Here is a 12,739-nt window from a genome sequence, read left to right as displayed (position 1 = left end):
TGAACGAACGCAGTGAGTGGTGCGAGTTGTGCAATGCGCCCAGGCCGCGAGCACCGCAGGTTGCCCGGAGCGCTAGCGGAGGGACGGGGGCACCGGGGTCGCCCTTTCTTTGGTTACTTTCTTTCGGCGAAACGAAAGAAAGTGACTGCACTGCCGGGGGCATATCCCGGCCTCTGGTGCTTGTTTTGAAGCAGCGTTTTCTATGCACACCACTTGCTGATCCGAATGAGGAGGCGGGGATTTCGCCCCCGCACGACGACTGACTTTTCTTGTCTCGCCAAGAAAAGTAAGCAAAAGAAGGCGACCCCGGTGCCCCTGTCCCTCCGCTAGCGCTCCGGGCAACCTGCGGTGCTCGCGCCANTCGCCAAGAAAAGTAAGCAAAAGAAGGCGACCCCGGTGCCCCTGTCCCTCCGCTAGCGCTCCGGGCAACCTGCGGTGCTCGCGCCATGGGCTGCATTGCGCAACTCGCACCGTTCACTGCGTTCACTACGCTCGGACAAGCGCAATGAGTCAGATGTTGAAGCGCGAGGTTCCCCGCGCAGCCCATGGCGCTGCGCTCCTCGGCAGGGGCACAGGGGAAATTCCGATCCGGGCCATCGCTGCGCTCGGCCTGGTGTTCGGGCCATCGCTTCGCTCGGCCGCGGGAGGTGGCGGGGCAGTCCATGTCACCGGAACAGCGTGCGCCGCGCCGTCGTGGCCGCCAGGCTCACGGTGGTGGCCATGTCGAAGTGCACGCGCACGTCGTCGCCCAGGTCCACGCGGGTCTGCTCGGTGTGCACCACGCGCGCCATCACCTCGCCCTGGCCCAGGTCTTCCACCGTGGCGCGCGCCACCAGCTGGTCGGCCCGGTACAGCAGCGCGGCCATGCCCACGCGCAACGGCGTGGCGTCCAGCACCGTGAGCGGGATGCGCACGCCGGGGCGCACGCCCGGCGTGGGCCGCGCCATGCGGCCCTGCACGATGCGGTCCACCGGCGCGTGGCTGGCCAGCAGCAGGCACATGCGCACCACGTCGTTGACCAGGGCCACGGCCTGCGGCTGGCCGGGCTCGATCTGGCCGAACAGCCAGTCGGCATAGGCCTGCATCTGGCGCCGGTCCAGGTAGGGTATCTCGGCCCAGCGCGGCAGATTGGCCAGGTTGCGCAGGTTGGGCGCGGCGTCGAACTCGGACAGCAGCTCGGCCCACTGCAGGCGGATCGCCGGCAGCACGCCGCTGAACTCGGCATGCAGGCAGGCCGCCACGCCGCGGATGCGGTCGAGTTCGTCGGCGGCCGCGCGCGCCACGTCGGCCCGGCCGTGGCCGCCCTCGGCCAGGTCGCCGAAGCTGACCACCTGGGCGGCCTGGTCGCGCACGCCCTGCCAGGAGAGGCTGCCCAGCAGGTTCAGGTTCATGGTCTGCAGCGTGGCCACGCGCGGCGCCAGCGCCTCGGTCTGGCGCGTGGCCAGCTGGGCGATGCCGGTGGCCAGCCGGCTGGCGCCGGCCAGCACCTGGACCGACAGGCGCGGCTGGGCCAGGCCGGCCAGCGCGCGCACCTGGGCGCCGTCCAGCAGGCGCACCAGGTGGTCGACCTTGTCCAGCCGCTGCAGCAGCGGGGGCACCTGCGCGAACCAGGGCGCGGGCGCCTCGCGCACCACGCGCAGCATGTCCAGCAGTTCCTCGGGCGGCTCGGGGTGGGCGCGCAGGCAGGCCGGCACCGGCGCTTCCACCAGGCCGGGATCGACCGCATGGGTGGGCGTGGCCAGCAGGTTGTCGGCCTCGCGCGGGCGCACGTAGGCGATGAACTTGACCTCCTCGGCCAGCACCTTGGCACGGCGCGCGTTGACGGCCGCGATGCGCTCGGTCTCCTCGGCCAGCAGCGCGCGCGTGACGCTCACGTCGTGGCGTGCCTCGGCCAGCGCGCTGGCGACCTCGGCCTGGCGCGCAGCGATCGCGCCGACCTGCCCGCGCAGCGTGGCCAGCGCGGTCTCGCAGCGGCTCAGCGCATCGCGGTAGACGGTCAGCCGTGCCTCCAGCCGGCGCAGCATGGCGATGGTGGTGTCCGACAGGCTCACGGCCTGCGTGAACAGCGTGGCCTCGTCGAGCGCGTTGTCGCTGCCGGCGGGCGGACGGGCCAGGGCCTCCTGCAGCGTGGTGTTGCCGCGGAACTCGGACAGCGGGCGCTGCAGCGTGCCGGCGGGCAGGCCGGCCAGGAAGGGGTCGCCCGCCAGTCCGGGGATCTGGAAGTCCTGCAGCAGCGCGGGGACCTCGCCGCTGTCCTCGGCGGCGAAGGTCTCCAGCAGGTTCAGCAGCGACGTGACCGTGCGCGCGCGGTTGGACAGCGCGTAGTTGCGCGCCTCGGGCGAAGGCGGGTTGCGCAGCCGCTCGGCCAGCGCCGTGGTGCGGATCTCCGACAGGCCCACGACGGGATTGGCGTAGACGATGTTGAGCGGCGCCGTGGGCCGCTGGACCAGCACGCCTTCGGCCAGGCGATTGACGGCGGCCACGCCGCTGCGCGCGGCCAGGTTGGTGCTGCTGCCCAGGTTGGCCTGCTGCGCCGCCTGGCCGGGCCGCGCAGCGAGCGCGCTGGCGGCCAGCGTGTTGCCGGCCAGCAGGCTGCCGCTGCTGGCGCCGGTGATGGTGCCGATGCGCACGGCCGAGATGCCGCCGATGTCGGCCGCCAGCCTGGAGACGCCTGGCCGGAACGGCGAGGGGCTGGGCGCGGGAGCAGGCGGGGGCGGTGGTGGCGCAGGCGGCGGTGCGGCGGCGGCCGCGGCCGTCTGGCGCACGCGGTCGATGTAGGCCCCGATCTCCTTCTGCACCTCGATCGCGCTGTCGGACTTGGCCAGCGCGGCCAGCGTCGGCGAGATCGCGAGCCGGCCGGCGTCGGTCGCGCTCATGGTCAGCTGGCGGATGCGGTGCATGTCCACCTGCATGTGGGCGAAACCGAAGTCGGTGATGTCGTCGGCCCGGTCGATGCGCTGGCGCAGGTAGTCGGCAAAGCCCTGCAGCCCGCGCAACAGCAGCTGCGACTGCTCGTGGTCGGACAGGCGCAGCAGCAGCGGGTCGCCGACCAGTTCGGTGTAGACGCTGACCGTGCCGATGCGCGAGGACGGCGTGGGCGTCAGCACGCCCAGGTTGTGCTGAGGGATCGGCGCGGGCGTGAGGAACGGCGCGTAGGGCGGCACCGTGGTCGGCCGCGGGTCGGCGCTGATGCTCGTGGGCCACAGCAGCACCGGGGCCGGCGCGGGCTGCGTGGTGCCGGCCGGCGGCCGGTGCAGCAGGTCGCTGACGGCGAACTGGCCCTGGTAGCCGGTCAGCACCATGCCGAGCACGGCATAGCGCGAGGCGCCGTTGGGCAGGTCGGCGGCGGTGGGCAGGCGCAGCGGCAGCTCGACCCAGCTGCCCGAGCGCGGCAGCGCACCGGCGCGCCGGGTGCGCGCGTTCAGCGTCTCCAGGCCCGGCACGGTGCGCACCAGCTCGGCCTGGCGGTTCTCGCCCCAGTAGCCGAAGGCGTACTGGATGCGCGCTGCGGCCGGCACGTCCGGGCGCAGGTCCATCAGCATCAGGCCGGCCCACAGCGCCCTTGGCGGGTTCAGCTCGTCCAGGTAGATCCAGCTGCTGAACTGGTCGCCCGCGCCGATGGTGATGCTGGCCAGGCCGCCCTGGCCGTTCGTGACGGGTGCGTTGTTGACCACGCTGTGGCCGCGCCAGCCGGTGGCCGGCGGGTAGACCAGGCTGAAGCCGCTGGTGGGGATGGCCAGGCGCCGCGCGGCCGGCGTGCCGGTGCCGGGCTGGCCGAAGATGCCGCCGTCGCCGGCCTCGTCCTCCAGGTCGGGCAGGCTGGGCTCCACGCCGCGCTGCGGCTCGAACGGCATCCACAGGTCGTTGGCGCTGAGCAGGTCCCAGGGCTCGTCGCCCTGCACGCGCGCGCCGGCCGGCAGGAAGTTGCAGAACCACTTGCGCCAGACCTCGGCCGTGCGCGCGCCGGTCAGGCCGAAGGCGGCGCGGCCGTCGAACAGCGCAAAGCCCATGCCGTCCAGGTTCTGCCCGGCCAGGCCCAGCGCGCTGGCCGCCACGGTCAGCATGACCCACTGGCCCGGCGTGGGCAGGTCGCCCACGCGCAGGCGCGCGGCCGTGCCGTCTGCGCCGCCCGGGATCAGGTTCTCGCCCCAGTAGGCGCGGTGCTCCCAGCCGTCCGGCGCACGCCAGCGCAGCTGCAGCTGGCGCGGCGGGTTGTCCGGGTCCAGGCAGACCCAGCAGAACAGGGATTCGGTGTCCTGCACCGTGAACGGCGGCGCGGCGCCGTCGAAGAAGTGCTGGTGCAGGCCGGCGCGCAAGGTGCTGCGGTGGCCACCGCCGGGGGGCGGTTCGCCCCAGGGCGCGAGCGACTCGGTCTCGACCGCCAGCGGGTCGTCCTTGAACGCGGGCACGGGCTGCACCTTGCCGCTGAGCGCGTGGTCCAGCATGGCGGCCTGCTGGCGCAGGCCCTGGCGCAGGCCCAGCGTGCGCGCGCGGCGCAGCAGGTGCGCGTCCAGCGTCTGCTGGAACAGCGGGTCGATGCGCGCCGGCAGCAGCAGGCCGGGCTCCCAGGACGACAACGGCACCGGCACCAGCAGGCGCACGCTCTCGGCCGCATCGACCGACAGCGGCGCCAGCGCGGCGCTGGCGCGCACCGCCAGGTCCAGCTGCTCGACCGGGATGGGCACGGCATCGACGTCGAAGCCGACCGGGAAGAAGGCACTGCGCGGTCCGGCCGCGTCGAAGGCGTTGCGCGGCAGCAGGCCCACGGGCGGCAGGAAGCGGCCGAAGGCGTCGTTGAGCGTTCCGGGGGCGGGCGCGGGCTCGCCGCTGGCGGCCACCTGCTCGGCCAACTGCTCGATGCGGGCCTGCCACAGCGCGGGCCGGCGGCTGTCGGCCCGCAGGCGGCCGTTCAAGACCACCAGCCGCGCGTCGCGGGCCTGGCCGCCGCGCCGCACCACGCTCGCGCGGTCCAGCCAGAGCGGTGTGCGTGTGGCGGGGTCCAGTGCCACCAGGGCCAGCGGTTGGCCCCAGGCCTCCCAGGGCAGCACCTGGCCGGCGGGCAGCGCCTCCTCGGCCTGGAACACGGTCCAGGCCAGCGCATTGCGCAGCTGCACGGCGGGCACGGCCGGCGTGCCGCGCCACTCGCCGGGCCAGACGTACCAGAGCAGGCGCGCGCCGTCGCCCATGCGCCAGTCCTCGAAGGCGGCGGCGTCGCCGTAGCTGCCTTCGTCGCAGGCGCTGCGCTCGCAGGGGTCCATCGGATCCAGGCTGGCGCGGTCGGCCATGACGGGCTGCAGCACCAGCACGCCGATGGCCGGCAGCGCAGCCGGAATCTCGGGGCGGGGCGCGCCGCCCGGTTCGGCGGGTTCGCCCAATGCGCCCAGCGCGGCGCCGATGCGGCGCGTGCGCAGCGTCGCGGGATCGCCCTCGGTGCCGGGGCCGACGCCGCTGCCGTCTTCGAAGAAGCCGGCCGGCGCCACCACGGGCACGTCGGCCAGCCGGCAGCGCAGCGGCTGCTGCAGCACCAGGTCCTCGCCGCTGGTGGCCAGGGCCAGGCCGCGGCCGATCTCCAGCTCGACCGCGTCGAAGCCGGTGGCATCGGGCAGCAGCCGGACCGAGAGTTCCAGCCCGTCGACCACGCCGGCCGTCCAGTCCTGGCCGCGCAGCGCGAGGTGGCCGGCCTGCCAGGCCTGCCATTGCATCAGCGCGCCGGCCGTCAGCGCGCGGCCCGGGAACACGTTGGGCCGGCGGCGCCAGTCGCTGGCGGCCTCAGTGGCACTGGCCGGCGACAGGCCGACGACGCGCTCTCCGGCCAGCGCGCCGGTGATGGGCGTGGTGCTCACGGTGCGTCTCCCGTCCTGGCCGCCTTCTTGGCCACGGCTTTCCGCGCCGGGGCCTTTTTGACGGGCGTCTTCTTCACTGCGGCCTTGCGCGGCGCGGGCGCCTTCGCGGGCTCCGCCACCGGCGGCGCGGGCGCTGCGGTGCCGGGCCCCCCCGTCGTGCGCGTGAGGCGCTGGCCCAGCTGCGCCAGCCGCGTGCTGTCGGCACTGAGCGCGGCGGTGTCGAGCTTGCGCCACTGGTCGTTGCCGGCCAGGCTGCTGAGGGCCGTGCGCGTCACGGCCGCGCTGCCGGTGGCGCGCTCGAGCTTCTCCAGGCCGCTGCCGGCGCCACCTGCGAGCTCGGCACCCACGCGCAGCACACGGGCCTGGTCGATCTGCGGCGCGCCCTCGACCTTGGCGTTCAGCGCACCGAGCGCGGCGGCCGTCAGCGTGGGCGAGGCGGCCACCCGCGGCGTGGCCAGCAGCGACACCACGTTGGCGGCGGCACGCGTGCTGGAGGCGGCCAGCACACGGTCGAGCGCCGGGCGCAGGCCCAGCGCGTCCACGCGCGCCATCACGCCGCGCTCCACCGGCACGTCGTCGCCGCCCGCCACGGCCACGGGCCGGCCGACCAGGTCGTCGCGGTAGGCCAGGTTGCGCCGGCGCACGTACCACAGGCCGGGCAGCTGGGCCAGGCGCGTCCATTCGGCGTCCGAGGGGTTGGCCACGTCGACCGGCAGCAGCGGCTGCGGCAGGCGCAGCCGCGTGAGGATCTCCAGCGGCTTGCGCTGCGCGATGAGGTTGGGCGCGGCCGGGCGCAGCGCGCGCGTGACGGCCGTGAGCCGTGCGCGCACGGCGCGGAACTCCGCGCGTGGCACCGGCGCGAGGATCAGCACGGCGGTGAGGTCCAGCGCGGCCTCGCTGGCCAGCAGGTCGATGGGCGGCAGGGCCAGCGCCTCCTCGACCAGGGCCGGCAGTTCGTCGTCGGGGATGATGGAGAAGTCCACGTCCACCTCGGACGGGAAGTAGCGCTGCGTGAAGTCGCGCGTGTCGATCACGCCGGGCGGCAGCGGCCCGGCCGGTGGCAGCGCCGGGAACTGCGTGGCGGCCGGAAAGCTGCGGCTGCCCAGCTGCGCCACCACATCGGCCAGGTGGGTCTGGTACTGCAGCAGGTGGGCCAGGCGCAGGCCGCGTGGCGCCAGGCCGAGGCCGGGCAGGTCGCCACGGTCGGCGCCCAGATCGCGCCGCACCAGGGCCTCGTCGATCCAGACCAGGCTGTTGGACTGCAGCGCCAGCATGGCGACGGGCAGCACATTGGCCGACCAGCCCGGCGCCTGGGGCTGCATGAAGATGCGGCGCGCGGCGGTGCCGCGGCGCGCGTCCAGCGCGTCGGCCGCGCCGTCGTCCTGCCAGGGGATCAGCACCACGGCAGTGGCCTCGACCACGTCGCCGTCCTCCACGGTGCGCGCACCGGTCAGCGTGGTCGGGTAGGCGCCGATGGGATTGGCCGTGAACTCCACCGGCCGCAGGCCCAGCACGAACAGGCCGGTGCGGCTGCGCAGCGGCGCGGCCGGCTGGCGCGACAGGCCGAAGCGCGCCGACAGTTGCTCCGCCAGCGGGATGTCGGCCAGGTTCAGCTCCAGCGTGCGCGGCAGCAGCACCAATTCACCGGCGCCGGTGATGCCGTCGCCGGCGGCGATCGTGATGCTCTGCTGCGTCGCGCCGCGCGCCACGTCCAGCCCATGCGCAACGCCGCTGCCGGCCGCGCGGCCCAGGTCGGCTTCGCGCGTGAGGAAGTACTGCTGGTCGCGCACCAGGTCGCGCGCCGCCAGGAAGCGGCCGTCGAAGTAGCGCGGGCGCTCGCGCCGCGCGTCTTCCACGAGCACGCCGCGCTGGCGCAGTTCCGGCGCCTCGGCCGGGTCGATGCGTTCGCGGGCAGCGCCCTGGGTCAGGTTGATGGCCATGGCCTCGTCCTCCTATTCGTAGATCCGTTGCATCGGCCAAGGCCGTTGGCCTTGCCGCTGTACCGAGGGCCGCGGAGCAGGCCATGCCAGCAGACGCCGCGGAACTGGCTCTGCCAGGCCGCTGGCGGCGCCCCCTTGAGGGGGTTGGCGGAGCGCGCAGCGCGCAGACTGGGGGTGTTCATGGTCATGAACCCGCCCACTGCGCGAACAGCGCAGCGGGGGGCAGGAAACGGCGGCCCCAGTTGTCCACCAGGGGCAGGGCGTCGGTGCGGGCCGGCGGCGTGGCGCCGTCCACGGGCAGCAGCACGCGGGCCAGGAACACGGCGCTGTGGTCGGCCAGCGCGGCGGGGTGCTCGGGGGCCGGTTCCAGGCCACCGTCCTCGCCCGCGCCACCGGCATGGCCGCTGGCGGACCAGCCCAGCAGCACCGCATCCTGCAGCGCGTCGCGGCGCGCCTGGGGTGTGGCGGTGGCGTCGCCCAGCGCCGCGCCGCCGGGCGGAAGCGGCAGGCCGTCGTAGCCGGTGTCCAGGCCGGGGCGGGCGATCAGCTGCAGCTCGTAGGCGTCGCGCAGGCGCGCCACCGAGACGGCGTTGAGCGCGTCGAACGGCCCCTGCGCGAAGCTGGGCGTGAGCCCGCGCGGGCAGGCCACGAAGCGCAGGAACACGTCGGCCACCAGCGCGCGTGCGGGCAGCGCGGTGCCGGACGCGGTGAAGCGCGGCGAGACGAAGCCGCTCACGTCGTCGTAGCTGGCCTGCAGCGGCACGCTGCCGCCGTTGTCCACGGTGGGGGCCAGCGCCTCGAACCAGCGCGGCAGCCGCAGGCAGGCGGGGCGCGGCAGCTCGATGAGCCGGCCGAGCCGGTCCACCGCGAGGCCGGGCTGCACGCGGATCTCCTCGACCTGCGTGGCGCTGCCGGGCACATGCTCCACGCGCAGCCCGGCCAGCGTGCCGGGGCCGGCCAGGAAGGCCAGCGCGCGCGCGAGGCGGCCGCGGTGGTAGGTCTGTTCGTCGCTGAAGTCCTGCGCGTCCAGCAGCATGCCGGTGGCGTAGGCGAGCCGGTCGGCGTTCGGCCGGGCCAGCAGCGGATCGGTGTCCGGGGCCAGGATGCTCATCGCGGTCTCCTCGGTTTGGGGCTCCGCACGGGACGCACGGGCGTGACGACCGGACGCACCGGGGCCACGACGGGGGGATTGACGGGGTTGATGACCGGCGTCACGACCGGCGTGACCACCGGCCTGACCGGGTCGATCGGCGTGGGGATGGGCCGGACCGGATCGACCGGTATCGGGACCGGCCGGTCGGGCACCACCAAGCGCTGGATCTGCACCACCAGTACGTCGGCCACCCGGCTGCGCAGGCCGGCGCTGTCCAGCACCACGAGGCTGAAGCGGTGGCTGCCCACGGCCAGCCCGGCATCGACGGTGACGCCCGGCGTGTCCGTGGTGATGGCCTGGCCGATGGCGAACTGGGCCATGGTTCAGTTCCTGCGGGGATGGTGCCTGGAGCGCGGCGGGCTCAGGTCACGGGGCCCATGTAGGTCCAGACGTACTTGACGACCTTGCCGCCACCCGCATCGAAGGAGGCCGAGCCGTCGAGCTCGAAGCTCTTGCCAGCGGCGGCGATGCGCGGCCCCCGGATCACGGCCGTGGGCGCGTCCTGGTCGGCAATGATGATGACGACCTGGTCGGGCTGCGACATGTTGCCCGCATCGTCGACGACGACCAGCCGGAAGGTCTGGCGCCCGATCGGCATCGGGCTGTTGGGACCGACGGTGACCTCGATGGTCGGCGTTTCGGTGGAAATCTCGACGCCGGGGGTGAATTCAGCCATGGTGCGCTCCTAGGGGTTGCGGGTTCAGGGATCGGTGCTGGCCAGCCAGCGCCAGCGGTACGCGGTGATCTGGCGGCCCGGCGCGGCGCGCGAGCCGCTGCCGTCCAGCCAGAAGCTGGCGCCGGGCAGCGCGCGCTGCGGGGGGCCGGCATCGGCCTCGGGCGCCGCGGTGGCCGGCGCGCCGGCCAGCCGCGGGTCCAGCACGGCGGCGCTGACGAGGAAGTCGCCCAGGCCCAGGCCGCTCGCCTGCACCTGCACCGGGCGCGGCAGCCGCGGCGGGCCGAGGTAGGTGTCCACGCCGACCAGGCTGGCGATGCCGACCAGGAGCGGCCAGCTGGCCTGGGCCACGCGCAGCTCCACGTGGGCCGGCGCCTCCCGCTGCGCGATGCGGCGGATGAGGCCCAGGTCCTGCGGTTCCACGGCCTGGTGCACGAGCACGGTGGCGCGGTGCGCGAGTTCGGCATCGAAGGCCAGGGCGGCCTGCTCGCCGGCCACGCCGAACTGGCCGGCGTTGAACAGCGCGGCCAGTTCGGCGCGTGCCTGCTCGCCGACGAACAGCGTGTCGCCCAGCACCGAGTTGCCGCTGACCTGCAGGCCGGGCAGCAGCGGGTCGTGTTCGTCGGCCAGGTCCACGCCCAGCAGCGTGGCCAGGATGCGACGCAGCCGGAAGTCCTCCACCACCAGCACCTCGCCGCCGCGCACGGCCCCGCCGGTGGCGATGTCCAGCGCCAGCTGCAGGCCGCGCCGCGTGCCGTGCCAGCGCGCCAGGTCGGGCGCGCCGCGCAGCCAGTCGCGCCGGCGCGTGGACGGCAGCGCGGGGTCGAAGGCCACGCCGATCCAGCCGGCCAGCCAGTCGAGGCGGCCGTCGTCGGCCAGCGCCGGGTCGCTGAGCAGGTGGGCGTGGGCCACGCGGTCTTCCAGCCGCGTCAGCACGCCCTCGAAGTTGGCCAGCAGGCGCGCGTTGAAGTCGGCCGGCGTGGCGCGCGGGCGGTAGATGGCGATGCCGTCGGCCTCGCGGCGCAGCCGCCAGGCACTGGCGCCGTCCTGCAGCAGCCAGGCCTGGCCGGCGCGCTCGACCGCGATGCTGGCGGCCGCGCCCAGCATGACCTGCTCGAGCAGCAGGCGCCCACGCAGCGCCACGTCGCCCGCATCGGCGGCATCCAACGCGTCGCCGAACACGAGGTCGATGGTTGCCAGCCGCTCGCCGGGCGCGCTGGCGGCGCTGCCGAACTGCGATTCGCGGTACAGCCGCGGCAGGTAGTGGTCCACGTAGGAGAAGCGGCTGCCCCAGACGCGCAGCGCGGCGATCTCGGGCGTGGCATGGCCATCGCCCTGCAGCGCCAGCCGCAGCCACAGGTAGCGGCCCGCGAGAGTGCGCACGCGCTGGCGGCTGTTCTGCACGAGCACCGAGAACAGGCCGGCGCGGCCCGGTTCCCTGGCGCCGCCCAGCAGGCCGGGGTGGTGCGGCAGTTCGCTGGGCAGGGGTTCCCAGACGGCCTGGGGCAGTTGCGGTTCGGCCAGCGCCATGCTGCCGAACAGGTGGGCGTGCCAGGCCAGCCGGTCGTCGTCGGCCGGCGGCGCCGGTTCGTTGGTGGCGGCCAGCCAGGCGACGAAGCCGGTGTGGGCCGGCAGCACGGCTTCGGCGAACAGGCGGTGCCAGACGGTGGTGGTGTCGCCGCTGTCGATGAGCCGCGCCACCAGGCCGGTGGCACTGTCGGCATAGTTGCGCGCCTCGCCCTGGGCGGCGAAGCGGTGCAGCGACAGCGCATGCAGCGGTTCGGCGCCGGCGGTGCCGACGGGGTAGCAGGGCGGCTGCACGGGGCCGTTGCAGAACGGGGCCTCGAGGGCGTCGGGTGCGAGCGGGTAGACCTCGCCGAGCGGCGCGAGCGGGCCGGGCGTGGCGCCGAGCTGCCAGGCCGGTGCGTCGCGCCGGCCCGGCACGCGCAGGGCGATGCGGTCGGGCGCCAGCCAGGCCAGCGCATGGGCGTAGGCCGCGCCCTGCGGCGCGTGAGGCAGGTCCCAGTGCTGGGCCTCGGCGCGCCAGCGGCGCAGGCGTGGCGCGCCGTCGGTGGCCCAGCTCAGCAGCGCGAGCGCGCCGTCGGGGCCGCTGGCCAGCGCCACGGCGTTCTCGCTGCCGTCGCCAGGCGGGCCGGCCAGCAGCCGGATCTGCGGCGCACAGGCGTTCTCGGGGCTGGGGCGGAACACGCGCGGGTCGTAGTCGTCGGGCTGGGGTGTCTCGGTGCGGCGCGGCCGGCCCGTCAGCCGCGCGAGCCGTCCGGTGCCGCGTTCCATGAGCCACACGCCGCCGTCGGCCGCGGGGGCGGCGCGCCAGGGCGTGAAGCCGGGCAGGGCCATGCGCGCGTCGGCCCAGCGGCCGCGCAGGTCGTGCAGCAGCACGGCGCCGGGCAGCAGGATGTAGAGCACGCCGTCGGCGCCGTTGCACAGGTCCGTGGGCGTGGCGTCCAGCGCCAGCAGCACGGCCTCGTCGGGCAGCACGCTGCGCACCAGGATGGCGCCGCTGTCGGCGTCCCAGCGGGCCACGCATTCGAGCGTGTCGACGGCGCGGGGGATGCGTTCGAGCGCCTCCTGCGCGGCGGTGAAGGCGGTGGCGGGGGGCAGCGCGGGCGTGAGCGTGCGTTCGGAGGCCAGGCGCAGGCGGCGGCAGTCGGCGTCCCACGTGGTGTGGGCGTGCGACGGGAAGTGCGCGGACTCCCCGAGCAGCCAGAAGCGTTGGCCGTTGGCGTCCATGTCAGTGCTCCAGGCCCATGAGGTGGGCCGAGCGCAGCGATGGCCCGATTCGGTTCCCGCTCCCCGGGGCCCCTGTGCCCACGCCGAGGAGCGCAGTGGACTGGGCGGCGCGGGGAACCTCGCGCTTCAACATCTGACTCATTGCACTTGTTCGAGCTGAGTGAACGAAGTGAACGGTGCGAGTTGTGCAATGCGCCCAGGCCGCGAGCACCGCAGGTTGCCCGGAGCGCAAGCGGAGGGTCGTGGGGACCGGGGTCGCCTTCTCTTTGGTTACTTTCTCTTGGCGAAACAAGAGAAAGTGACTGCACTGCCGGGGGCAATCCCGGCCTCTGGTTCCAGCAAATGACACTACGGTTGATCGAGGTGAGGAGGTGGGGGG

The 12,739-nt window shown here is 74.5% G+C and carries 6 protein-coding genes; all 6 read right to left on the bottom strand.

Translation table 11 applies throughout. From position 1 onward, the window contains the following. Nucleotides 1-665: 665 nt before the first annotated feature. Nucleotides 666-5,843 (bottom strand): hypothetical protein, encoded by a 5,178-nt coding sequence (locus tag ASF45_RS21550; RefSeq protein WP_056667675.1) that lies wholly within the window; start codon nt 5,841-5,843, stop codon nt 666-668. Beyond that, the gene (locus tag ASF45_RS21545; protein ID WP_063887738.1) at nt 5,840-7,783 is read right to left on the bottom strand and encodes a hypothetical protein; all 1,944 of its coding nucleotides are present in this window, start codon (nt 7,781-7,783) and stop codon (nt 5,840-5,842) included. Before ASF45_RS21545 ends, ASF45_RS21550 begins: the two co-directional genes overlap by 4 nt. A gap of 184 nt (nt 7,784-7,967) precedes the next feature. Beyond that, complete coding sequence (locus tag ASF45_RS21540; RefSeq protein ID WP_056667671.1) at nt 7,968-8,894, bottom strand: hypothetical protein; 927 nt, start codon at nt 8,892-8,894, stop codon at nt 7,968-7,970. Further along, complete coding sequence (locus tag ASF45_RS35525) at nt 8,891-9,256, bottom strand: hypothetical protein (protein ID WP_056667668.1); 366 nt, start codon at nt 9,254-9,256, stop codon at nt 8,891-8,893. Before ASF45_RS35525 ends, ASF45_RS21540 begins: the two co-directional genes overlap by 4 nt. Before the next feature lie 41 nt (nt 9,257-9,297). Then, nucleotides 9,298-9,612 carry a hypothetical protein gene (locus tag ASF45_RS21530; RefSeq protein WP_056667667.1) on the bottom strand — a complete coding sequence of 105 codons (315 nt, stop codon included), beginning with the start codon at nt 9,610-9,612 and terminating at the stop codon, nt 9,298-9,300. A gap of 24 nt (nt 9,613-9,636) precedes the next feature. Further along, nucleotides 9,637-12,360 carry a phage tail protein gene (locus ASF45_RS21525; protein ID WP_056667664.1) on the bottom strand — a complete coding sequence of 908 codons (2,724 nt, stop codon included), beginning with the start codon at nt 12,358-12,360 and terminating at the stop codon, nt 9,637-9,639. Nucleotides 12,361-12,739: the final 379 nt, after the last annotated feature.

It is taken from the genome of Pseudorhodoferax sp. Leaf265 (assembly GCF_001422365.1).
Taxonomy (GTDB): Bacteria; Pseudomonadota; Gammaproteobacteria; order Burkholderiales; family Burkholderiaceae_C; genus Pseudorhodoferax.
This window is presented reverse-complemented; position numbering and strand designations above follow the sequence as displayed.